General features: G+C 62.5%; 25 protein-coding genes. 16 read left to right on the top strand and 9 right to left on the bottom strand.

The window, feature by feature from the left end:
• Positions 1-62 precede the first annotated feature (62 nt).
• Positions 63-671, bottom strand: coding sequence for a hypothetical protein (locus MEMAR_RS10865; protein ID WP_011845033.1), 609 nt, complete (start codon positions 669-671; stop codon positions 63-65).
• Between the two features lie 220 nt (positions 672-891).
• Here MEMAR_RS10865 and MEMAR_RS10870 point away from each other — a divergent pair, with 220 nt between their 5' ends.
• Positions 892-1353, top strand: coding sequence for a protease inhibitor I42 family protein (locus MEMAR_RS10870; RefSeq protein WP_143706398.1), 462 nt, complete (start codon positions 892-894; stop codon positions 1351-1353).
• 30 nt (positions 1354-1383) lie between these two features.
• Here the strand turns inward: MEMAR_RS10870 and MEMAR_RS10875 are convergent, their stop codons facing one another.
• Positions 1384-2142, bottom strand: coding sequence for an MBL fold metallo-hydrolase (locus MEMAR_RS10875; RefSeq protein ID WP_011845035.1), 759 nt, complete (start codon positions 2140-2142; stop codon positions 1384-1386).
• A 173-nt stretch (positions 2143-2315) separates the two neighbouring features.
• Between MEMAR_RS10875 and MEMAR_RS13195 the strand changes: the two genes are divergently transcribed.
• A complete protein-coding gene (locus MEMAR_RS13195; RefSeq protein ID WP_011845036.1) occupies positions 2316-2858 on the top strand; it encodes a hypothetical protein in 543 nt (180 codons plus the stop codon).
• A gap of 106 nt (positions 2859-2964) precedes the next feature.
• Here MEMAR_RS13195 and MEMAR_RS10885 read toward each other — a convergent pair whose 3' ends face one another.
• Genes MEMAR_RS10885 through MEMAR_RS10895 form a run of 3 tightly spaced genes read right to left on the bottom strand, consistent with a single transcriptional unit; the run spans position 2965 to position 6217 of the window.
• Entirely contained in the window at positions 2965-5157 is a 2193-nt protein-coding gene (locus MEMAR_RS10885; protein WP_011845037.1) for an elongation factor EF-2, read from the bottom strand.
• Positions 5158-5187: 30 nt separating this feature from the next.
• Positions 5188-5781: a 30S ribosomal protein S7 gene (locus MEMAR_RS10890; RefSeq protein WP_011845038.1), complete on the bottom strand. Its 594-nt coding sequence runs from the start codon at positions 5779-5781 to the stop codon at positions 5188-5190.
• Between the two features lie 7 nt (positions 5782-5788).
• Positions 5789-6217 (bottom strand): 30S ribosomal protein S12, encoded by a 429-nt coding sequence (locus MEMAR_RS10895; protein ID WP_011845039.1) that lies wholly within the window; start codon positions 6215-6217, stop codon positions 5789-5791.
• 173 nt (positions 6218-6390) lie between these two features.
• Here MEMAR_RS10895 and MEMAR_RS10900 point away from each other — a divergent pair, with 173 nt between their 5' ends.
• From MEMAR_RS10900 to sepS, 8 genes are all read left to right on the top strand, one after another.
• On the top strand, positions 6391-6804 hold the full coding sequence (locus MEMAR_RS10900; RefSeq protein WP_011845040.1) for a 6-pyruvoyl trahydropterin synthase family protein: 414 nt from the start codon (positions 6391-6393) through the stop codon (positions 6802-6804).
• Positions 6791-7399 carry a 7-carboxy-7-deazaguanine synthase QueE gene (locus tag MEMAR_RS10905; protein WP_011845041.1) on the top strand — a complete coding sequence of 203 codons (609 nt, stop codon included), beginning with the start codon at positions 6791-6793 and terminating at the stop codon, positions 7397-7399. Before MEMAR_RS10900 ends, MEMAR_RS10905 begins: the two co-directional genes overlap by 14 nt.
• The gene (queC, locus tag MEMAR_RS10910; RefSeq protein WP_011845042.1) at positions 7396-8064 is read left to right on the top strand and encodes a 7-cyano-7-deazaguanine synthase QueC; all 669 of its coding nucleotides are present in this window, start codon (positions 7396-7398) and stop codon (positions 8062-8064) included. Before MEMAR_RS10905 ends, queC begins: the two co-directional genes overlap by 4 nt.
• Positions 8065-8066: 2 nt before the next feature.
• Positions 8067-8561 (top strand): NUDIX hydrolase, encoded by a 495-nt coding sequence (locus tag MEMAR_RS10915; protein ID WP_011845043.1) that lies wholly within the window; start codon positions 8067-8069, stop codon positions 8559-8561.
• Between the two features lie 107 nt (positions 8562-8668).
• Positions 8669-9940, top strand: a complete 1272-nt coding sequence (gene prf1, locus MEMAR_RS10920; RefSeq protein ID WP_048063848.1) for a peptide chain release factor aRF-1 — start codon at positions 8669-8671, stop codon at positions 9938-9940.
• Between the two features lie 2 nt (positions 9941-9942).
• Entirely contained in the window at positions 9943-11607 is a 1665-nt protein-coding gene (gene argS / locus MEMAR_RS10925) for an arginine--tRNA ligase (RefSeq protein WP_048063849.1), read from the top strand.
• The gene (gene twy1 / locus MEMAR_RS10930; protein WP_011845046.1) at positions 11588-12481 is read left to right on the top strand and encodes a 4-demethylwyosine synthase TYW1; all 894 of its coding nucleotides are present in this window, start codon (positions 11588-11590) and stop codon (positions 12479-12481) included. Before argS ends, twy1 begins: the two co-directional genes overlap by 20 nt.
• Positions 12478-14073: an O-phosphoserine--tRNA ligase gene (gene sepS, locus MEMAR_RS10935; RefSeq protein ID WP_011845047.1), complete on the top strand. Its 1596-nt coding sequence runs from the start codon at positions 12478-12480 to the stop codon at positions 14071-14073. Before twy1 ends, sepS begins: the two co-directional genes overlap by 4 nt.
• Here the strand turns inward: sepS and MEMAR_RS10940 are convergent.
• Entirely contained in the window at positions 14048-16306 is a 2259-nt protein-coding gene (locus tag MEMAR_RS10940) for a bifunctional alpha,alpha-trehalose-phosphate synthase (UDP-forming)/trehalose-phosphatase (protein ID WP_011845048.1), read from the bottom strand. The genes sepS and MEMAR_RS10940 overlap by 26 nt on opposite strands.
• A gap of 352 nt (positions 16307-16658) precedes the next feature.
• Between MEMAR_RS10940 and MEMAR_RS10945 the strand changes: the two genes are divergently transcribed.
• On the top strand, positions 16659-17045 hold the full coding sequence (locus MEMAR_RS10945; protein WP_011845049.1) for a hypothetical protein: 387 nt from the start codon (positions 16659-16661) through the stop codon (positions 17043-17045).
• A 49-nt stretch (positions 17046-17094) separates the two neighbouring features.
• Complete coding sequence (locus MEMAR_RS10950) at positions 17095-17301, top strand: helix-turn-helix transcriptional regulator (RefSeq protein WP_011845050.1); 207 nt, start codon at positions 17095-17097, stop codon at positions 17299-17301.
• Positions 17302-17524: 223 nt separating this feature from the next.
• On the opposite strand, the gene MEMAR_RS10955 is transcribed toward MEMAR_RS10950, so the two are convergent.
• Both MEMAR_RS10955 and MEMAR_RS10960 read right to left on the bottom strand, forming a co-directional pair.
• Complete coding sequence (locus MEMAR_RS10955) at positions 17525-18652, bottom strand: ribonuclease H-like domain-containing protein (RefSeq protein ID WP_052291871.1); 1128 nt, start codon at positions 18650-18652, stop codon at positions 17525-17527.
• 85 nt (positions 18653-18737) lie between these two features.
• Complete coding sequence (locus tag MEMAR_RS10960; RefSeq protein WP_011845052.1) at positions 18738-19238, bottom strand: hypothetical protein; 501 nt, start codon at positions 19236-19238, stop codon at positions 18738-18740.
• 132 nt (positions 19239-19370) lie between these two features.
• Here MEMAR_RS10960 and MEMAR_RS10965 point away from each other — a divergent pair, with 132 nt between their 5' ends.
• A complete protein-coding gene (locus MEMAR_RS10965; protein ID WP_011845053.1) occupies positions 19371-19982 on the top strand; it encodes a TIGR01458 family HAD-type hydrolase in 612 nt (203 codons plus the stop codon).
• Positions 19983-19986: 4 nt separating this feature from the next.
• Complete coding sequence (locus tag MEMAR_RS10970; RefSeq protein ID WP_011845054.1) at positions 19987-21090, top strand: hypothetical protein; 1104 nt, start codon at positions 19987-19989, stop codon at positions 21088-21090.
• Between the two features lie 16 nt (positions 21091-21106).
• Here MEMAR_RS10970 and MEMAR_RS13200 read toward each other — a convergent pair whose 3' ends face one another.
• Positions 21107-21262 (bottom strand): hypothetical protein, encoded by a 156-nt coding sequence (locus tag MEMAR_RS13200; protein ID WP_187147924.1) that lies wholly within the window; start codon positions 21260-21262, stop codon positions 21107-21109.
• Between the two features lie 236 nt (positions 21263-21498).
• Here MEMAR_RS13200 and MEMAR_RS10975 point away from each other — a divergent pair, with 236 nt between their 5' ends.
• Together MEMAR_RS10975 and MEMAR_RS10980 are read left to right on the top strand one after the other, a co-directional pair.
• On the top strand, positions 21499-22230 hold the full coding sequence (locus tag MEMAR_RS10975) for an ABC transporter ATP-binding protein (protein ID WP_011845055.1): 732 nt from the start codon (positions 21499-21501) through the stop codon (positions 22228-22230).
• On the top strand, positions 22215-23327 hold the full coding sequence (locus MEMAR_RS10980) for a SufB/SufD family protein (RefSeq protein WP_011845056.1): 1113 nt from the start codon (positions 22215-22217) through the stop codon (positions 23325-23327). Before MEMAR_RS10975 ends, MEMAR_RS10980 begins: the two co-directional genes overlap by 16 nt.
• Positions 23328-23337 lie beyond the last annotated feature (10 nt).

Consider the following 23337-nt stretch of genomic DNA (forward strand, 5'->3'; position numbering starts at 1 on the left):
AGTCGGGACCGTATCACTACATCGTCACGACCGTGCCGGGGGATAAAAAGAAGGGTTAGGGATTACTTCAGGTTCGCGATGCCGCCGTAGTTGACGGCGTTTACGAACGCATGGAGGTCCTGCTCAGAGCCGCCTTCGACGCTGACGTAGACCATGAACCGTTCGTTCACGCCGACCCAGGTGCCGTAGGAATCGGGTTTGCTGAAATACTCCCAGGACGGGTGGCCGCTGACCGTGCCCTGCTTGTAGTAGCCCTCGGTCGTCTCGAACGAAACAAACGAATCCCAGGACTCCCAGTAGCCCACGTCGTAGTGGGCTGAATCCTGGAGCAGGATCGTCGCCCGGGCATCGTCCCTGTTGTAGTCACGAGACGCCCAGGTCCACTGGCCGTCCTCGACGGTCCATGACGCCCCTACAGGCTCTTCTGCAGTCCATCCTGCAGGCGCATCCGGGAGGAACGAGATCAACGTCGTATACGAAACCGCGGTCACACCGCCCTCTGCGGCCCCGGAGACGGTGGTGCCGGCGGCGGCCGGAACCGTCGTGGCACCGGGGGTAACCCCCGGATCGGTCGTATCCGATGAACCCGATGTACAGCCTGCCGTCATGAGACAAAACGCGAGTAACACGACGAGCGCCGGAAAGATCATTCTGGGAGAGAGTATTTTCATAATAATCCCCTCAAAACGTCGTAAAGGACAGATTAATATTTATAGGTTGTTGTTTTGCAGTGCCGGCCGTTAAAATCATCCCGAAATCATTTTGGAGTGTGCATAGACATCACTCTAAAAGACCGGTTCCGAAACGATCGGATCCGGATACGCTCAAATGGCGAATATCATTGCCAGGGGTTTAAGAAAAGTATTTAACAATCGCGGGATACCTTACCGCATGGTTCAGAGAACGAGCATCTGCAGCGTCCTGGTTGCAGGACTGCTGGTAATGTGCCTCCTCGGTGCCGGCTGCACGTCGCAGCCGACGGAGGAGGGAACCCCGACCGCAACGCCCACTCCGGCAGAGACCACGCCCGCCCCGGCGGAGGAGTACGCCTTCAACGAGACGAACGCCAACGAGACCGTCACCCTCCCGGCAGGGAGCGAGATCACGATCAGCCTCGCCGAGAACCCGACGACCGGCTACGAGTGGAACGTCACCTCGTCGACCGGACTCGAGTACGTGAACGACACCTACATCCCGCCGGAGACCGAACTCGTTGGCGCCGGTGGAGTCCACGTCTGGGAGTACGTCGCCGCCGAGGAGGGCGCCGGTGAGTTCTCCGCGATCTACAAGCGGCCCTGGGAAGAGACGACCGGAAACGAGACCACATTCTCGATGGCGTTCATCATCGAGTAACAACCCATCCCTTTTTCTGCACATCCCCCGTCACCGGCTGTTCCCGAACCGCCCCGACACCTCCGTACCCGACCACGGGCCGCCGTGCGCCGCATAGATCCGTTCCACCCCCAATGCAAGGAGTCCCCGGATGCTTCTCCTCGCCGCGGCAGAGTCCTCCGTCCTGAACGGCAGCCGGGCCCTCCCGCCCGGAAACAGGGCAGAGATCAGGTCGCCGACGATGGCGGTCCCGCCGGCGACGAGAACCGAGACCGAGCCGGGGGTATGCCCCGGCGTGGGGATGACCCTGCCCCTGATCCCGAAGGCCGCAAGGTCGGCAACGCCACCGATGACGATATCGGGTTCAACGCCCCCCGGGCCGGGGGTGGCATTGCCGGCCGCAAGCCCGATCAGGCGCGGGACGATCCCGACCGGAAAGCGCAGGCCGCCGACCCCGACCCGCACGGCATCGGCATCGGCATCGTGAACGGCGATCGGTGCGCCGGTCAGTTCCCGGAGCGCGTCGGCACTCCCGTAATTCTCCTGATGCCCGTGCGTGATCAGGATCAGGGAGACCTCATCGGGCCTGATGCCCGCCTGCTTCATCGCGACCAGAACGACCGCCTCATTCCCGGGGTTACCGGTATCGACCAGGAGCACGCCCTGATCCCTGACGATGAACGCAGAGGTCGCGCCGAGCGGCACGGCGACGACCGCCGGAAGACGGCGGACGGCGGGGCCCTTCCCCTTTCGTCCCGGGGGCCCCCCGCTCCCGGCAGAACCCCCCGCATTCGGACAGTCGGCCTTCATGGCATCCCCACCATGGGATGGCCTCTCCCTACATCAATGATTCGGTCGAGAGAGGAAGAATCCGTGGGACGGAGCAGAAAACGGCCGAAAAAAAGGGAAAATCACCGGACGAGGAGCGAGAGCTCCGACAGCATTTCAATATACATATATATCGTAAAATCAAGTTTGGAACTATGACGTATGAGAAATTGACATCCCGACATCTCCTCGCAATCTTCCTAGTCTTTTCCCTGGCGCTCGCCGTCCCGGCAGCCGCACAGGAGACCGGTATACAGCAGGTGCAGCCCGGCGATACGATCGAGGTGGGGCCCGAACCGATCACCCTCGACCTCCTGGGTCTCCGCAACGCGGATTCGTTCAGCCAGATCACGGAACTCCGGAAATACCAGGATGACAACCCTGCAAAATCGATCCAGCGGGTTATCGGCGTGGCGAAAGACGGTTACTTCACGATCAACGTCTATACGTTCAAAGGGCATTACGGACGGTATTTCCCGTACAGCAAGTCAGACGGCCTGCTCCATGAGAACAGCATCATGTTCGTCCACGCCTCGACCCCTACCGCCACAGAGACCGTAGCCACGGTCACGGAGACGCCTACGGAGGAACCGACGGCCACGGAGACGCCGGAACCGACGCGGGCGCCGCTCCCGGGACTGATCGCGATTACCGCCCTCGGTATCTGCGGGCTGCTCGCGGCGGCACGGAAACGATAGGCGAACCCGCGGCAGAACAACTCCGCACTATTTTTTCTAACGAAACCATCGTCCCGCCCGTCGACGGCCGGGGAAAAAATGAAACGGGAGGGTATATCGATACTCGTTACGCCAGGTAGTCGTCCGGGCGCGGGATCTGTTCTTTTAGGCCCTTGCGCTTGCGGATGTCCTTGACCACATCGTTCACAATACCGGCGGGGACGAGTTCGAACCCGGCGAACTCGGTGCTCCACATCGCGCGCCCTTCGGTTGCGGACCTGATGTCGCCGGCAAACCCGAAGAGCTCGGCGACCGGGGCCTTACCGACGATCGTCATCGTGTCGCCTTCGCTCAGCATATCGAAGACCTGACCGCGGCGACCCTGGATCTGGGAGGTTGCCGCACCCATCTGCTCGCTCGGGACCGTGATCTGGATCTTCTGGATAGGCTCGAGGAGCGAGTCGCCGGCCATCAGCACGCCTGCCTTGACGGCGCTCCTGACCGCCGGGATGACCTGTGCGGGGCCGCGGTGGATGGCGTCCTCGTGGAGTTTCACGTCTACCAGCCGGATCTTCAGGTTCTGGACCAGCTCGTCGGCGAGCGGGCCGCCGCGGAGTGCTTCGCGCCACCCGTCGAGGACCAGTTCCATCGTCTCGTTGAGGTACTGGATACCCTTCGTCATGTCGATGAACATGTTGGTGGCCTCGATCGCCTTGACGTTCTTGGCCTCGTCCTTGTCCATCCCGGCTGCAACGAGAGCGTCACGCCGCTCGATCGCCTGCTGGTTCATCGAGATCTCGCCGTCCAGGATCATCTTCACGATCGCCGGGTCCATCGGTTCGAGCTCGATATAGAACCGGTTGTGACGGTTCGGCGACTTCCCTTCGACCGGGCCGACGCTGCCGGTGATCGTCTCACGGTAGACGACGATCGGCGGGGAGGTGAGGATATCGACACCCTTGTCGCGCTTGATACGGCCGGTGATGATCTCGAGATGAAGCTCGCCCATGCCGCTGATCAGGTGCTCGCCGGTCTCCTCGTTGATCGAGACCTGGACCGTCGGGTCTTCCTTCGCAATCTGGCGGAGAACCTCGACGAGTTTCGGGAGGTCCTTCATGCTCTTCGCTTCGACGGCGACGGTCATGACCGGCTCGGAGTAGTGCTTCAGCGACTCGAACGGAGTCATCTCGATGAGCGACGTGACGGTCGAACCGACGATGGCGTCTTTCAAGCCCGTGACGGCCGCGATGTTGCCTGCCGGGAGCGCTTCCACCTCGATCCGCTCGGCACCCATGAAGATGCCGACCTGAGCGAGGCGGTTGGCGCGCTTCGCCGCGCCTATGATGTAGCACTCGGTACCCCGGCGGAGCGTCCCCGAGAAGAGACGGCCGGTGGCGACCTCGCCCGCGTGCGGGTCGAACGATATATCGGTGACCATCATGCAGACAGGACCGTTCGGGTCACAAGCGACCATGGCCTTGCCCTCAGGAGTATTGTAGTCGCCGTGCCAGATGATGTGGATACGGCGGTCCTGGGCCTGGAGGGGGTTAGGCAGGTGCTTGACCACCATGTCGAGGAGGACGGCGTGCAGGGGACTGTTCTTTGAGAGCCACTTCATGTCGCCGGCATTGCACTTCTCAAAGACATCCTTGAACGAGACCCCGCTGCTCTTCATGAAGGGGACGGAGACGGCCCAGTTGTAGAGCGCGGAACCGAAGGCGACGGTGCCCTTCGCGGCATCGAGCTTCCAGCCGTCGTTGTACATCTTCTCGTTCATGCCCTTGATCAGCTTGTTGACCTTGTCGATCACCTTCGCGAGGCGGATCTGCATCTCCTGCTCGTCCACCTTCAGCTCGTTGACCAGCCGGTCGACCTTGTTGATGAAGAGGACCGGGCGGACACCCTCCTTCAAGGCCTGCCGGAGCACGGTCTCCGTCTGGGGCATGGTGCCCTCGACCGCGTCCACCACGACGACGGCGCCGTCCACCGCACGCATGGCGCGGGTCACGTCACCGCCGAAGTCCACGTGGCCGGGGGTATCGATCATGTTGATGAGATACTCTTCCCCGCCGTACGTGTGGACCATCGAGACGTTGCTCGCATCGATGGTGATACCGCGTGCCTGTTCCTCCTCGTCGGAGTCCATGAAGAGCTGCCGGCCGGCGAGTTCCTCGCTGATCATGCCTGCGCCGGCGAGCAGATTGTCCGAGAGTGTTGTCTTTCCGTGATCGATGTGGGCGACGATACCGATGTTCCGGATGCGATCCGGCTTGTCCATCAGCTCCGTCACCCGCTCTACCATCTTCTTTCGTCTGGTCATGAAAATACACCGAAAAAATAATAGGGAATTTTAGCGGGCTGCCTTTGCAATACGCTCTCTTTCTTCTTTCTTTGAGACGGCATACGAGCGGGTATCACCGTTCGCCGCACCGATCAACTCGTCGGCAAGCGCTTCGCTCACGCTCTTCTTCTTCTTGTGGCTCGCCTGCAGGACACCGGCGGTGATGAACCGGAGCGCAGTGTCGACACGGCGCTGGGGGGCGGTATCGACCGACTTCGGGACGTTGATGCCGCCGTACTTCAGCCGGACGGTCTCCTCGCGGGGCCCGGTGTTCGCGACCGCGTCCACCAGCACCTGGACCGGGTTCTTCTTGGTCTTCTTGTTGACGATCTCGAAGGCGTCCCGGACGATGCGGATGGTAAGTTCCTTCTTGCCGGTGTTGTTCTCGGTCTGCATCATCTTGTTGATCAGCCGCTCGACGATCAGCATGTTGCTCTTGTTGAACTGCTGACCGACGAGCTTGCCGCAGGAGTGCGGCACGATCATCGCGTGCATGTTCACGTAACGGGCAAGGCTCGGATCGTGGATCTCCACCTCGCTCATGTCCCAGCGGTTAAAGAGGAGCTGCTGGGGCTGCTGTGCTCCTGCCTCTGCTTCTACCATTGCTTACTTACCTCCGCGGCTTCTCCTTGCGGCCCGTGACCATTTCACGCAGGCTGACGTTGTTCACCTTGGTCACGACAAAACGGACGCCGGGGATATCACCCTTCGACCTGCCCAGTCTGCCGCCGATGCCCTCGATCTCGACTTCATCGTGCTCGTCGATGAAGTTGATGGCACCGTCGCCGACGGCGAACGCGGTTACCTGCCGGCCGTTCTTGATCAGCTGCACGCGGACGCACTTTCTGATCGCAGAGTTCGGCTGCTTTGCCTCGACACCCACCTTCTCGAGAACGATCCCGCGGCCCTGCGGTGCTCCCTCAAGGGGGTCAGCTTTTACATCGAGCCCGAGCTGGCGTCGCGCGTAGCCAGTGTCATGCCACCGGTTATTATTTGCGTCGCGCTTCAGTTTTCGGGCTGCAAATTTTCCATTTCCCATCGAATACCCTCGAATTAGTTAAATTTGTGGATAGGAGCAACTCCTGGTGTGCTATAAAACAACGCGCGTTACGGATTTATATATTGTGGAACCCGCTTGCACGCCGATCTTCTGCCCTAGGTATTAGATCGGGAGCTGATATAATATTATATCCTGGCGGGCAACCTTCATTGATGAATACCCGGATATACAAAGAGGTTTTTTTCGAGGCGACCCACCGCCTGATCCATTACCGGGGGAAGTGTTTCCGGCTGCACGGTCACCAGTGGCGCGTGGAGGTCTGGATCGATGGGAAGGCCGACGAACGCACGGGGATTGTTCTCGACTACAACTGTATTAAAGAGGTCGTCGGGCGGTTCGACCACCAGGTGATCCTGAACAAAGACGATCCCATGGCGGCATGCATCGAAGAGTTCCACCCGGTCGTCACCACCTCCGGCGACCCGACGAGCGAGCACCTCGCAGGGCTGATAGCAGAGATGATCGACGCCGAGGCCGCGCGGCAGGGACACGACGCCCGCGTCGCAAAGATACGGGTCTGGGAGTCGACAACCTGCTACGCAGAGCGCACCTATGATCGTCAGTGAGATCTTCCGGAGCCTCCAGGGGGAGGGGAAGAACCAGGGACGGCCCTGCACGTTCATCCGGCTCGCCGGGTGCAACCTCAGGTGCGCCTGGTGCGACACCCCCTACGCTCGTGAAGGCGGGGAAGAGATGAGCGTTACGCAGGTCCTCGACCGGGTCTGGCTGCTCCGCGGGACGCACATCTGCATCACCGGCGGGGAGCCGCTCCTGCAGCGGGAGGATGTACTCAAACTCCTCGAGAAGTTCAGCCTGCACGGCTACACCGTCGAGATCGAGACGAACGGCACCTGCGACTTCCGCGATATGCAGCCGTATGCCTCCATCTGCATGGACGTCAAGTGCCCCTCGTCGGGCGAGAAGAGCGATCTATCGCTCCTCTCCTTCATCACCCCGCGCGACTGCGTCAAGTTCGTGGTGGCGGACGAGGACGACCTCCTCTACGCCCGGGCGGTGATGAGCCGGTGCGAGATCCGGGGCGAGGTCTTCATCTCGCCGGTGGAGGGGTCCGACTACCGGGCCGTCGCGGACCAGATCGTCGAGGAGAACCTCCCGGTGAGGTTTCAGTTGCAGCTCCACAAGATCCTGGGGGTAAAATGAAGAAAGCGGTATGCCTTCTCTCGGGCGGCATGGACTCCACCACGCTCGCCTACGTCGCAAAGGATACGGGCTACGATATCGTCGCGCTCCACTTCACCTACGGCCAGCGGACGGAGGCAAAAGAGCGAGAGTGTGCCCGCGCCGTCGCCAAAAACCTCGATGCTCTCGATTTCGTCGAGATAAGCCTCGAACACTTCACAAAGATCGGGGCATCGAGCCTGACGGATACCTCGATCCCGGTCGAGGAGTACGCCGGCGAGGAGGAGGGCGTCCCGAGCACCTACGTTCCTTTCCGGAACGCGAACCTGCTCGCCATCGCGACCAGCCTCGCGGAAGCCCGGCGGGCGGAGGCGGTCTTCATCGGCGTCCAGACCGGGGACTACCCCGGATACCCCGACTGCCGGCCGGAGTTCATCGAGGCGTTCCAGCGGGCTGTCGACCTCGGCACGGCGGCGGAACCGCGGATCGTCCTGATGACGCCGTTCGTCCGGATGTCGAAGGTGGATATCGTCAGAAAGGGGCTCGCGCTCGGCGTCCCCTACGAGCTGACCTGGTCGTGTTACCAGAACGACGACCGGGCCTGCGGGGTCTGCTCCTCCTGCCATTACCGGAGGGAGGCGTTCCGGGAACTCGGGCTCGAGGATCCGATCGAGTACGAGAGGTGACCATGGAAATCTACCGCGGCAAGCGCCTCAGCATCGAGAAGAAAGTGTTTACGCTCCCGAACGGCAGGACAAAGGAGAAGATCGTCGTCCATCCCGGCGGCGCGGTCGCGATCCTCCCGATCGCCGGGGACGACTGCTACCTCATCCGGCAGTACCGGTTCGCCGTCGACGACTACATCTATGAAGCGCCGGCAGGCACCATCGACGAGGGTGAGGAGCCGCACGAGACCGCATACCGGGAACTGATCGAAGAGACCGGGATGAAGGGGGAGACGTTCGTCCCGAAAGGCTGGATTTACCCCTCTCCCGGCTACACCGACGAGCGGATCTGGCTTTACCGGGCCGAAGGGCTCTCCCCCTGCTCCGACTACGGGATGGACGACGACGAGGTGATCGAGGTCGTCCGTGTCCCTATCGCGGACGTCGGGTCGATGATCGCGGACGGCAGGATCGTCGATGCAAAGACGATCTGCCTCATCTGCCGGTGCCTGTGGTGAGGGGGCACACGGGACCGGCGGATGTGCGCAGATTTATGCCCTTCCTCAGAGAAACATATAGTAGCTTCGACAATTGAACAACATTCAGCTGGCCTGGTGAAACCCCCATGGAAGAGACGCAAGAGATGGATACGCCGCGAAAGCGCTACGAATTTAAGAAGATGCTTGAGAGGCTGGCGGAGAAGGAAGGGAGCGGCACCGAGCTGATCACCCTGTATATACCTCCGGATAAGCAGATATACGACGTGACCGCCCAGCTCCGCGACGAGTTCGGGCAGTGCGCCAACATCAAGAGCAAGCAGACCAGGACGAACGTCCAGAGTGCCATATCCTCCATCCTCTCCCGCCTGAAATACTATAAGCGCCCGCCGGAGCACGGCATGGCGGTCTTCTGCGGCACGATCAACGTCGGCGGCGACCGCACCGACCTCGACTGCGAGATCATCGAGCCGCCCGAGCCGCTCAACACCTACATGTACCGCTGCAGCTCCTCGTTCGAACTCGAGCCGCTGGAGCAGATGCTCGGGGAGAAAGAGGTCTACGGCCTCATCGTCCTTGACAGAAGGGAAGCCTACGTCGGGTTTCTCCGGGGCAGCCGGATCGAGCCTGTCCGCGGAGTCACCTCGACCGTACCCGGCAAGCAGCGGAAAGGTGGACAGTCGAGCGTTCGTTTCCAGCGGCTGCGGCTGATCGCCATCAACGAGTTCTACAAGAAGATCGGCGACCTCGCGAGCGAGGTCTTCCTCGCCGAGAAGGACTTCTTCGAGCGGTTCAAAGGCGTGCTGATCGGCGGCCCGACACCAACCAAGGAGGAGTTCGAGGCCGGCGGTTTCCTCCACCACGAGCTGCAGAAGCGGATCATCGGGCTCTTCGACGTCTCCTACACGAACGAGTCCGGGCTTGCCGAACTCGTCGAGAACGCGTCGGATGCCCTGAAAGGCCTCGATATCATCAAGGAGAAGGCCGTGATGAACCGGTTCCTCCAGGAACTGGTCAAGGACGACGGAGCGGCCGCTTACGGGGAAGAGAGTGTTCGAAAGAACCTGGAACTCGGTGCCGTCGACACCCTCCTCCTCTCCGACAAACTCCGGAGAGCCCGGCTGAAACTTGCCTGCCAGAACGGCGATTACACCGAGGAGCGGACGGTCAGCATCGAACCGGGCAAACACATCAAAGACCTCGACCTCGGCACCTGCCCCAAAGACGGCGGATCGCTCTACGTGGCCGAAGAGGCCGATATCATCGACGAACTGACCACGCTCGCCGACCAGAGCAGCACGACGGTCAGGATCATCTCGGACGACTTCGAAGAAGGTTCGATGCTTTACAACGCATTCGGCGGGATCGCTGCAATCCTGCGCTACAGGACAGGATACTAATGATGTATCAGGAGAAGTACCACCAGATCGAGCGCATGCTCCGGGCATGCACCGGCGAGGAGGATGTCCTCCTCGCGAAAGGCGGGGATCACGCCGATCTCGCCTCGACGATAGCATTCAAACTTGCGAAGACTGAGAAACGGGCCCCCCAGAAGATCGCCGCCGATATCGCGGAGAAACTCTCGGGGAACCCCGAGCTCGGCGACGTCCGGGTCGAGGCGGCAGGCCCTTACGTCAACTTCCGGTTCGGCCCGACGCTTCTTTCGGAGGCGGTCAGGGAGGCGATCGAGCCGGGTTACGGGGCCCTCCAGCGCCGTTCCGGCAGGGTCGTGCTCGAACACACGAGCGCGAACCCGAACGGCCCGCTCCACGTAGGCCACATACGAAACACCGTCATCGGCGACACCCTTGCCCGGACGTTCCGGAAGGCCGGGGACCCGCTCGAGGTGCAGTATTACTTGAACGACATGGGCCGCCAGATCGCCATCGTCTCGTGGGGATTCGACCACCTCGATATCGCCCGAAAGGAGGGCGAGAAGGAAGACCACTATGTCGCCCGCGTCTACGTCGCGGCGAACCGGGAGATCGAGAAGAATCCCGGGATCACCGAGGAGATCGACCACCTCATGCAGAAGGTGGAGCGCGGCGACGCGGAGACCGTCGCGAAGTTCCGGAGAGCCGTCTCCCTCTGCGCGGAAGGGATCAAGGCGACCCTCGCGGCCTTAAACGCCCACCACGACCGGTTCGTCTGGGAGAGCGATTTCGTCCGGATCGGCGACGTCGACCGGATCGTCGAGCAGGTGCGGCGGCTGCCGCAGGCCCACGAGGACGAGACGCTCTGGGTCGATCTTTCCGAGCAGGGCTTCGAGAAGAAGTACATCCTCCGGCGGAGCGACGGCACCTCGGTCTACAGCACCCGGGATCTCGCCTACCACACCTGGAAGGCGCGAAACTACGATAGGATGATCGACGTCCTCGGGGCGGACCACAAACTGATCGGTGGCCAGCTCCGTGCGACCCTCGAACTCCTCGGCGAGAAGGCGCCCGAGATCGTCTTCTTCGAGTTCGTCTCCCTCCCCGAAGGCTCGATGAGCACCCGGGCGGGCAAGTTCGTCTCGGCGGACGAACTGATCGAGGAGGTTGCCGCGAAGGCGTTCGACGAGGTGACTGCCCGCCGGCCGGAACTCCCCGAGGAGGAGCGGTGCGCCATCGCAAAGTCGGTCGCCATCGCCGCCATCCGCTACGACATCGTGAAGGTCTCGCCGGAGAAGAGCACGGTCTTCAACTGGAAGGAGGCGCTGGACTTCGAGCGGCAGAGCGGGCCCTACATCCAGTACGCCCACGCCCGGGCCTGCAGCATCCTCGAGAAGGCCGGGGAGTTCGAGCGGGCCTACACGTTTGAGACCGACCACGAGGTCGCGCTCGCCCGGCACCTTGCCCGGTTCCCGGCCGCCATCGAGCAGACCGTGCAGGAACTCCGCCCGCACCTCCTCGCAGCCTACGCCCGCGAGCTCGCCGACCTCTTCAACGCCTTCTACCACTACGACCCGGTCCTGAAGAGCGAGGGCGAGACCCGGAACAGCCGCCTCGCGCTCGTGGACGCGGTCAGGAACACCTTACAGGAGTCCCTCGAGACTCTCGGGATCGATGCGCTCAGAAGCATGTAAGGCCCTCAAAAAGCAGGGCTACCAGTTCATCACCCCGACCTCTTCGGCGGCCGTAAAACCCTGTATGTGGAACAAGCGGGCGCTCAAAGGTGGCGAGATGTGCTACAAGGCGCAGTTCTACGGCATCGAGAGCCACCGCTGTGTCCAGATGACCCCGACTCTCAAGTGCAACCAGCAGTGCCTCTTCTGCTGGCGGTCGTTCGAGCACGAGGTCGTGGAGGAGGAGGAGTGTCCGCCGGACGTCATCGTCGAGAACCTCCGGCGCGTCCAGAAGAGGGCGCTCTCGGGCTACAAGGTCTCGCCCTACGTCGCGCCCGAACGGTTCGCGGAGGCCCTCGACCCCACCATGGTCGCGATATCACTCTCGGGGGAACCGACCTGCTACTCGCGGCTCCCGGAGCTGGTCGATGCCCTCAACGCGGACGGATATACGACGTTCCTCGTCTCGAACGGCACCCGTCCCGACGTCCTCGCCCGGTGCCGGCCCTACCAGACCTACGTCTCCCTTGACGCCCCCGACCGGGAGACCTATCTTGCCCTCTGCCGGCCGCGGGAGGACTACTGGGACAGGATTCACGAGAGCCTTGCCGGGCTCCGGGAACGCCGGTCGGCCATCCGCACCACGGTGGTGCGCGGCTACAACGACTTTTCTCCCGAGCGCTACGCGGCGATCTACCAGGACTCCGGAGCCCGGTTCGTGGAGGTAAAGGGTTATATGTATCTGGGGTACAGTAGAAATCGACTGCAGAGGACGCAGATGCCCGAACACAGCGAGGTACGGGCATTCGCGGAAAAGATCGCGGAATACTGCGACTATTGCATCATGGACGAGAGCCCGGTGAGCCGGGTCGTCTGCCTGGAGCGAGATGTATGAGATTCGATGTGGAAGAGTTCAAAAAGAGGGCGAGAGAGGACTTCGAGCATGCCTGGCACGAAGGGCCGTCGGTTCTGACACCGGCCGGGGTCTCCGGCCGGTACCCCCGGCTGAGGTACACCCGGGCGACACCGCACCCGATCTTCGAGATCGTGCAGCGGCTCCGCGAGACCTACCTCGCGATGGGGTTCGACGAGGCGATGAATCCCCTGATCGTCGAAGAATCGGATATCTACCGGCAGTTCGGTCCCGAAGCCATGGCCGTCCTCGACCGGGTCTTCTACCTCGGCGGGCTGCCCCGCCCGAACGTCGGGATTGCAAGAAAGCAGCTTGATGAGATCGAGGCCATCCTCGGCCGTGCAGTCTCCCCCGGCACCGAGGAGAAACTCCGCGAGACCCTTCACGGCTACAAGAAGGGAACGATCGACGGCGACGAACTGACGCACGAACTCGCGGCCGTCCTCGAGGCAGACGACGCCGCCGTGGTGCATATCCTGGATGCGGTCTTCCCCGAGTTCCGGGAACTGGCGCCCGAGTCGTCGCGCAACACCCTCCGGAGCCACATGACGAGCGGCTGGTTCCTGACGCTCTCCTCCCTCTGGGAGAAGCGTCACCTCCCAATAAGGCTCTTCTCGGTCGACCGGTGTTTCCGGCGGGAGCAGGAGGAAGGCCCCACCCGCCTGATGGCCTACCACTCGGCCTCCTGCGTCGTCGCGGGCGAGGACGTCACCCTCGAAGAGGGCAAAGCCATCAGCGAGGCCCTCCTCTCGGCCTTCGGCTTTACGGAGTTCCGGTTCCAGCCCGACGAGAAGCGGTCGAAGTACTACATGCCCGAGACCCAGACGGAGGTCTACGCCCGCCACCCGGTCCTCGGCTGGGTCGAGGTCGCCACCTTCGGCATCTACTCCCCCTCGGCGCTCGCGGAGTACGGGATCGGCGTGCCGGTGATGAACCTCGGCCTCGGGGTGGAGCGGCTCGCGATGATCGCCTACCAGTCAAACGACATCCGCCAGTTGACCCATCCGCAGTTCTTCCCGCAGGAGATCTCCGACCGCGAGGTCGCCGGCGCCGTCCACCTCCGTGAGGAGCCGAGAACCGTTGCCGGGAAACGGATGGCGGAGGCGATCCGCGCTACGGCCGCCGAGCACGCAACCGCCCCCGGGCCCTGTGCGTTCACCGCCTGGAAGGGCGAGATCGCGGGAAGGGAGGTTGAAGTCATCGTCGAGGAGCCCGAGTCCAACACGAAACTCTGCGGTCCTGCCTGCGCAAACGAGGTCTTCGTCCACGACGGCTCGGTGCTCGGTGTCCCGGACATCGAGAAGTGGGCGACCGTCCGGCAGGAAGGCGTTTCCACCGGGATAACCTACCTCGACGCGGTATCGAGCCTCGCCGCCGCCCGGATCGAGGAAGCGGCACGGTGCGGTGAAGAGGCTCACGTCCAGGTGAAGATGTCGAAACTCCCCTCGGACGTCAACCTGCGCATCGAGGAGTACGCGATGCGGCACATCACCGACCACAACAAAAAGGTGGATCTCCGGGGCCCGGTCTTCCTGACGGTCAGGTCCGTCATCCCGGAGCAGCCGACTCGATAAGGCCCTTCTCTCGCCCCGGCCTCTCTTTTTTCCCGGAAACGCCTTTCTTATCGCACTCGATGCACCTCCGGAGCAGGGGCAGCACGTCCCGCTGGGCAACCAGGTTGAATCTGGCCCTGCTCGGGGCAAGTCCGACCTTGATCGAGTAGGCGTCCGGCGGCATCGCCTCGAAGAGATCTTCGTCGGTCCTGTCGTCTCCGATGGCGAGGATGAATTCCCAGGCGTGCCGGGAGACCCAGTTCAGCGCTGCTCTGCCCTTGTTGACGACATTGTTCTTGATCTCGATGACCTTGTTCCCGTCCATGACGCCGACGTTGAGGTTGGAAGTCAGGTGCAGCAGGTCGTCTTTGAGATCTTTCGCCCGTTGCGCCCCGAGCAGCGGATCGGTTCTCCGGTAGTGCCAGACGAGAGAGTAGTCCTTCTCCTCGATGAAGGCGCCGGGCGTGCGATCCGTGTAGAGTTCGAGGAGCGGGTAGATCTCCCCTTTCCACTCGTCCGAGAGGGGCTCGGGCATCCGCCACTCCCCGGAGCGCTCTTTCACCCAGACGCCGTGCTCGGCGATGATCCCGATATCCAGCTCCCCGAACCAGTTGTCCAGCGTGGACCGGTCCCTGCCGCTGATCACCACCACCTCGTTTCCGGGCGTCCGGGAGAGAGACTTGAGCACCTCCCGGGTTGCGTCGCCGGGAACCGCCTTCTGCGGCCTTGCGGCGAACGGCACCAGGGTGCCGTCGTAGTCGAGGAGGAGGAGCCGGCCCTTGCCGGCAGCGTAGTCGGAGACCAGCTCGTCCCTGATGGCGGGGGTGACGATCTGTTCGGAGCGTTCGACCCGGACCGTCCGGGCGTCGCCGAGGCGTGTGAGGAAGTCGCCGACCCAGTGCTCGATGTCGTAGCGCATCAACCTCCTCTGCATCGTCCGGTTCCGCTCGATCTGCTCCTTCTCCGGCATGGCGAGCGCCGTCTCGATCGCCTCGATCACCGCGTCCCGGTCGTTCGGGTTGACGATGATCGCTTCGCCGAGTTCCTCGGCCGCACCCGCCATCTCGGAGAGGATGAGGACGCCCGTGCCGTCGGTTCTCGTGGCGACGTACTCTTTTGCCATCAGGTTCATGCCGTCCCGGAGCGGCGTCACCAGGGCGACATCGGCGGCGCTGTAGAACGCCACCAGCGTCTCGAACGGGAGGAAGTTGTAGAAGTAGCGGACCGGAACCCAGTCGGTCGTCCCGTACTTCCCGTTGATCCGGCCGACGAGCTCGTCGATCCGTTTCTTCAACGTCTGGTAACTCCTGACGCCGGTCCTGGACGGGACGGCGACGAGGACGAGGGAGACCTTGCCCTGGTAATCCGGCTTCTTCTCGAGGAGCGCGTCGAACGCCTCGAGCCGGAGCGGGATACCCTTCGTGTAGTCCATACGATCGAAGGAGAGGATGATCTTGCGCTTCCCGTACATCTGCCGGATCCGGGTTATCTCCTTCTGGACGGGGGCACTGCCCGCGGAGTCGGCAAACCGGTGGTAATCGATCCCCATCGGGAAGAGGTCGGTTCGCACCACCCGCGTGCCGGTTCTGACCTCCCCGAAGGTATGCTCGTAGCCGAGGAGACGCCGGACGCTGGAGAGGAAATGGCGGACGTAGCCATAGGTATGGAACCCGATGAGGTCCGCTCCAAGGAGGCCGGAGAGGATCTCTTCCCTCCAGGGCAGGTGCCGGAAGACCTCGAACGACGGGAAGGGGATGTGGTGGAAGTAGCCGATCTCGGCATCGGGGAGACGCTCCCGGAGCATCTGCGGGAGGAGCATCAGGTGATAGTCGTGGACCCAGATGGTGTCGTCGGGCCGGGCCACCTCCATCACGGCGTCGCAGAACTTCTCGTTCACCCGCTGGTAGACCTGCCACGTCTTCGGGTCGTACTCTGCATGGAGGTTGAAGTAGTGGAGGAGCGGCCAGAGGGTGTTGTTGCAGAACCCGTCGTAGTAGTGCCGGATATCGTACGGGGAAAGGAAGACCGGATGGCACTGCTCTTTTCTGAGCACATCGACGATCCTCTCTTTCTCTTCGTTCTGCTGCTTCTGGATGTTTATCCCGGGCCAGCCGACCCAGAGGCTCTCGTAGGATTTGTAAAACGAACCGACCCCGGTGGCAAGGCCGCCGACGCTCCGCTGGAGACGGAGATCGCCGTTTTTGCGGGATACGCTGATCGGAAGCCTGTTTGAGACTATCAGTAACCGTTTCATGGTTCGACCCTGTTCACGATAGGATATGATCAGCACCCAAAGAATCTCAACCAAAATTAAGGTTTTGGAGAAATCTCGAGAAATTGCAGACATCGAAGATCGGGAAGTCAACCCTTCTCCCCGGCTCCGCCGTTCCCCGGAGACACCATGCATACCGTGCACGCCCGAACGCGGCGATCCCGCCGGGGCATCCGCGGCAGCGGGGGCGTTTCAGGACGCTAATTCCCCGGAAACGTGATCAGGGCAGGTATTTACGGCCTACCCGGCGTCTCGTCCCCGGAGCCTGACCGCTCAAGACCGATAAAGTTATATTTTTCTAACACCATGTTAGATATACATAACTGGTGCAACGATGAAGAGACGTTATGCGGTTCAGATTGCGGCGGGAGCGGTTCTCGGCGCTGCAGGTATCCTCCTCCCGTTCCTCGTAGACAGGACGGAGGCGCTCTCCTCGCTTATGGTGACGATCGGTCTCGTGATCCTCGCGGTGGCCGTGGTCCGGCACTGGAGGTTCCGGGACGGGCCGGAGAGAGACGAGCGGACGCAGAAGATCGGGGCATACGGCATCTCCTACTCCTGGCTTCTCACCATCGTCTTCCTCGCGCTCCTCTTCTGGGTGGACTATCTCGGCGTGGTCGCCCTCACGGTCGAGGGCGTGCTGCTCTCCGCCATCCTGCTGATGGGGCTCTCCGCACGGCTATTCCAGTGGTACCTCTTCCGGCAGGGGGACGTGGCGTGAGGCCGACGAACGCCATCGGACGGCGCCTGCTCCGGGAGGGGGACGCCGGGTGAAGACCCGGATCCGGGAACTCCGGGCGAAGGCGGGGATTACCCAGGAGGAACTGGCGCAGCAGGTCGGGGTCAGGAGGGAGACGATCGTCTTCCTCGAGAAGGGGAAGTACAACCCCTCCCTGAAACTCGCCTACAAAGTGGCCCACACGCTCGGCTCCACCATCGAGGAGGTCTTCACCTTCGAGGAAGAGGATCTGGCATGACCGTATCATACGGGTGGCTGCACGATGGATTACGACACGAGGGTGACGAACTGCGAAAAAAGATATTGGGGGCAGTTTCTAATGTCTGAAACAGGACATACAAAAACATTTTGCTTCTTTATTTCCGATATATTGCTCCTGATTTGCAAAAAAACATAATTTAAGACCCGTATAGAACATTCGCATTTTTATTAACCGGTAAACATACAATCAAGAAATATACTCACTTTTCGGGATGTGCGCGGTATGGAGGAAGTATTTTTTCATCACCCTCCGGATCGGTCTTGATATTTTCCGTCCCCCCGCCCCTTCCCGGCGGGGACCGGCACGGTGCCGCACCGCCCCCGTCATCTCCCCGGAGAAGCGCGAAGAGCCGGGCAAGCGAGACGATATCCTGCCGGTTATGTTCCACGACCGGGACAAGCGGCCCGGGACTTCCGGTCCGGCGGTAGGTCTCGTAGAACTCCGGCACCATCCGGCTCGGGACGTCGTCCGCCCGGGCGACGCCGAGAACCCCCGTCTCGAGCGCACCAAGCCTGCAGGAGGGGAGCGATCCCCTCCACCGCCGGCGTGCGAAGTGGAGAACGTCGAAGTGAGGAACGGCGAGGTCTGCCGGGATGCCGTGGCAGGCGAGCCTATCCCGGATGTAGGGGACGTCGAACGCCCGGCCGTTGAAGGTGACGAGGGCCGAGCCCTCCGCCTCCAGGTCGGGCAGGACGGCGGCGAGCGCCGCTCCCTCTTCTTCGGCCGACCTCGAGAGATACTGGCGGACGGCGATCGACCCGCCGCTTACCCTGGCGAGGCCGATGAGGATGATCGGCCGTGAAAAGAGCCCCAGCGTCTCGATGTCGAGAAAGACGAAATCTTCGGGTGCGTGGAGCCGGCTGGCCTCGAGGAGGAGCGGATCGCTCCTTCGCCGCCGCCGCTCGATCTCTCCCACGAGATCGCGGGCGTCCCCTTCCGCTATCGAATCGAGGAGCCGTGCGGCATCACGGCGGTAGCGAGGGTGCCTCATAAGATCGGCGACCGACCGGCAGCCCCGTCCCTCCAGCCGCCGCCGGGTCGCTTCGCCTATGCCGCGGACCAGGGTGAGGTCGCCGAGGAGGGCCGCTGCCGCCCGGTCGGGGTCCCGGGCATCGAGGCTCATGGGGCTTTCGGACTCGATGACGTAGCACGTCCCGGAAAGGCACACCGTTTCACGGCCGCAAAAGACGTCTTCAAGCGCCCGGCCCCGGTATCCGGCGACGAGGTCGTCCCGGAGCCTCCGGGCTTCCTCGTCGCCGGAACGGCTGATGAACGGCGACCGGATGCCCGGGGCGTACCTCCCTCTCAGGTTAAACGCGCGAACCATTCTTCCGGCAGAGGGTTTGCACTCCGCCCGCATTCAAGATACCCACCGCACGGTGAAAGTGAACGGGGGGGCGTGCCCTCCCGCGTCACTGCCGTGCAGGCCTCACCACGATCGAGCACGCTTCGTCGCCGGCACAGATGGCGCTCCGGTACTTCGGGGCGTAGTCCCGGTTCAGGCCGGGTATCGCGGCGTTCGTGTAGGCATGACAGGCGTTGCAGGCAGTGAGCGGGTTCTCCCCCAGTTCTTTTGCCCGGGCGGTCATCGCGCATCCCCTGACGGTCAGAACCGCCTCTCCCGGAGCCGAGTCCCGGACCTCGTACCGGTATTCCGGCCCGAAGAGCAACTTCGTCGCCGCCGCAAACGCCTCCGCAACCTCCCGTGCGTTCCCGAGCGGCATCCCGAAAGCACGGGCTATGACGCCCGCTTCCCGGCCCTGCTCCCGCCAGACCGCACGCTCGACCTCGTTGTAGAGGTGGTCGTCGGCGCCGTCCCTGATGACTCTCCGGTAGGCAAGCGGCAGCGCGGAGACCTCCCGGGCGGCGAGTTTCCAGCGTACGTCCACCGGTATCCGTTCGAATGCATCCATATCCTCATCCCCTCCTCATGGCGGTTTTCAGATCGGGGCCGGGTACACCTGCAACCCCATGAAGGTTCTTACGGATGTTCCGCCCCTCCCGGACACCGCATAAATACTCCCACGGACAACAGAAGGAGAGACATGAAGGTAGGAGCAGTCCTGATCGACATCGACGGCGTCCTCTACGTCGGCGACCGACCTGTCGCCGGCGCCGCACACCTGCGGGAAGGGGGTCGGACCCGGTGCTTTCTCCTCACCACCCCCGACGCCCGGACGGACTTCGAGGAGGCCGGCATCACGGCCGTGGAGGAGGGGGCCGATGCGGTCGTGGTCGCCGATGCGGGGGACTGCCTCACCTACGAGTGCCTGAACCGGGCATTCCGCCTCCTCATAGGTGGTGCGGACCTCGTCGCGCTCGAGAAGGACCGGTACTGGATGGGGGCGGACGGGCTGATGCTCTCCGCCGGCCCCTTCGTTACCGCGCTCGAATACGCCGCCGGGAAAGAGGCGGAGGTGATCGGGAAACCCTCCCCGGCGTTCTTCCTCCGGGCGCTCCGGGATATCGGGGCGGAGCCCGGGGAGGCGGCGATGGTCGGCGACGATATCGTCACCGATATCGGCGGCGCCCGGGCCTGCGGGATGAAGGGCATCCTGGTAAAGACCGGCAAGTACCGGGAAGAGACGGTCCGCCACTCAGGCATCACACCGGACCTCGTCATCGACTCGCTCGCGGACCTCCCGGAGTATATCTGATCCGATGCGGCGACAAATCCTCATCGCGTTCGCCCTCGCCACCGTGATCCTCGCGGCCGGGTGCCTGGGCGGCCTCCTCCATCCTGCGGCCGTCCCACCGGCGATCGTGCCGGTCGAGGGGGCGGCCCCGGGAGAGGTGCCGGTCTACACCTTCCCCTTCGGGGACGGGGAGGAGACGATCCGGATCGAGCCCGACCCGGCGGTCTACGCCGGTGCGAAAGAGGCAGACAGGCAACTCTACCTCTATGAAGACCTCGCGAAAGAGGAGTGGATCCCGATCTATTACCTGGCGTTCGTCAACGACTCCCACCAGGAGCCCTTCTATACCGACCTGCTCGCGACTCTCCGCGAGATCCGGGACCGGGAAGAACTCGACGACGACCGCTACCTCGAACTGATCGCGGCGTTCGTGCAGTCAATCCCCTACAGTACCGATGCCTCGATGACCGAACCGAAGTTCCCGATCGAGACCTACGTGGACGCCGAGGGTGACTGCGACGACAAAAGCCTCCTCCTCGCCGGGCTCCTCGCACGGGAAGGTTACGGGGTCGCGCTCCTCTACTTCGGGGAGGAGAAGCACATGGCCGTCGGGGTGAAGAGCGCCGGGTGCCGCTACCGGAACACAACGTATGCCTACATCGAGACCACGAACAGAAGTTACGTCGGCATCCCGCCTGCGGCGCTCGCGGACGGAACGATTCTCTCCTCCGATCCGCTCGTGATACAGGTCGGGGACGGAGACGGACTCTATGCGGCCTGTGAGGAGATTAAGACGATCGAACGCGCCCTCTCCGCATCCCGCGATCGGGTCGATGAACTCGAAGAGGAACTTACCGTGCGCACCCGCGAGCTCGAAGCTGACCGGAAGGCTCTCACGGCCCTGGACTCAAAGATGGCCGATCTCTTCCGGTCGGGAAAGACCGGGGAGTACAACCGGCTCGTCACGGAATACAACAGGATGGCCGGCGACTACAACGAAGCGATAGACGCCTACAACGTCATGCTCGATGAGGCGGAGGCCGCCGTGAACCTCCACAACCACCTCGTCGGCAACGCCCACGACCGACCCGGGTCGTACCTCCGGGCCCGTGAATATCTCACGGGGTGACCGGCTGTTCCCGGACCTACGCGTGGCTCTCTGCCTCGAGAAAGGTGCGGTTCCCGGGGGACCTGGAGGCGAAGTACACCGTCTTACGCATCTGGCTCCGCCGAACAACGGTCGGATACCGGGCGGCCCGCTCGGCGAGACAGGCAAACGTGGTGAATGCAGATTGTTCCATACAAGAAACGGCGTGAGGGCGTTACTTAACCGTAGGCCGCGTGCGGGGTGAAAGTGAACCGCCGCGATTCCGTCTCCAATCCCAACCCCATTTCGATTGGGCGGCAACCCATACCAGCAAATACCCCAAAGCACCGCCAGACCGGCGTCGTTCGACCTCCCTCCGGCCGAAACGAGAACTGTTCCGTTGGCAAGTGTTAATGTATCCCCTGACAAATACATGGAACGGAGTGCCGTATGCTGGATATCAGTGATTTGCACGTGGAAGTGGATGGCACCGAGAAGCTCCACGACATCAACCTCCATATCGGGCAGGGGGAGACCCATATCCTGATGGGGCCGAACGGCTCGGGAAAGAGCACGCTGCTCAAAGCCATCATGGGATTCGGCGGCTACACGATCACGTCCGGGTCCATCGTTTTTAAGGGAACGGATATCACCAGGATGCCGATCCACGAGCGCGCCCATCTCGGGATCGGCATGATGTTTCAGCACCCGCCCGCGATATCAGGGCTGAAACTCGGAAAACTCCTCACCGCCACGTCACATCTCGGCAACGACGCGCTAGAGGCGCTCGCGCAGACGGTCAACATGGAGCACTTTCTCGCCCGGGACACCAACGTCGGGTTCTCCGGCGGCGAGATCAAACGGAGCGAGGTCCTGCAACTGAAGGTCCAGCAGCCCGATTTCCTCATGCTGGACGAGCCGGAGAGCGGCGTCGACCTCGAGAATATGGGCCTGATGGGCAAAGAGATCGCGAACCTCCTCGAAAAGGACGTCCATATCGTCAACCGCCGCAAGAGCGGCCTCATCATCACCCACACCGGCTACATCCTCGACTACCTCGAGGCCGACCAGGGACACGTGCTGATCGACGGCCGGATCCGGTGCCACGGGAACCCCCGCGAGATCCTGCGCGTGGTCAAAGAGAAAGGATACGGAGAGTGTATGCGTTGCAAACAGATGTAGGCGATATCGAACAGCTCTCGCAGGAGGACCGGGAACGTCTCGCTCTGACCGGCCTCGAGGTCGGAATGCAGAACCGGTGCGGGAGTTTCTTCCAGATCGACCAGGATGTGATCCAGACCACCTGCGGGGCCGAAGGGATCGAGATGATCCCCATCAAGGCCGCTCTCGAAAAGTACGACTGGGTGAAAGACTACTACTGGAACGCCGTCTCGCGCGACAAGGACAAATACACGCAATACCTGGCAAAACAGGAGAACCCGCAGGGCCTCGTCGTCATCGCCCACGAAGGCGTGAAGGTCGAGATGCCGCTCCAGGCCTGTCTCTTCCTGCGCGACGAGCCGGTGCAGCACGTTCACAACCTCTTCATCGCGAGGGAAGGCTCGGAGATCAACATCATCTCGGGCTGCGCGAGTTCCTGGCAGAAGGAGCACGGGGCGCACATCGGGGTGACCGAGATCTACGTCGGCAAAGGCGCCAAGGTCACGTCCACGATGATCCACAACTGGAAAGAGGGGATCAGCGTCTTCCCGCGAAGCGCCACCGTCGTCGAGGAGGACGGAACCTTTCTCTCGAACTACGTCTGCATGCAGCCGGTCAACCGGGTCGACATGTACCCGACGGCCCGCCTGGTCGGGAAGAACGCCGTTGCCCGGTTCTCGAGCATCGTCGTCGCGACACCCGGTTCGACCCTCGATCTCGGCTCCCGGGCCATCCTCGGCGCCGAGAACACGAGCGCCGAACTGATCACCCGGGCGATCACCACCGGCGGCACCATCATCTCCCGCGGCCACATCCTCGGCGAGAAGGACAACACCCGCGGCCACATCGAGTGCAAGGGCCTGATCTTAAAGGACGGCATCGTCCACGCCATCCCCGAGATCGAGGGAACGCTGACCGGCACCGAACTCTCCCACGAGGCCGCCGTAGGAAAGATTGCCCGCCACGAGATCGAGTACCTCATGGCCCGGGGACTCTCCGAGGAGGAGGCCACCGCAACCATTATACGCGGGTTTTTGGATGTGAAGATCAGCGGTCTCCCTGCGGTCCTGCAGGAGCAGATCGACGCCGCGATCGACAAAGCTGAATCAGGATTTTGATTCGGGAGAC

The organism is Methanoculleus marisnigri JR1 (assembly GCF_000015825.1).
GTDB classification, from domain to species: Archaea; Halobacteriota; Methanomicrobia; order Methanomicrobiales; family Methanoculleaceae; genus Methanoculleus; species Methanoculleus marisnigri.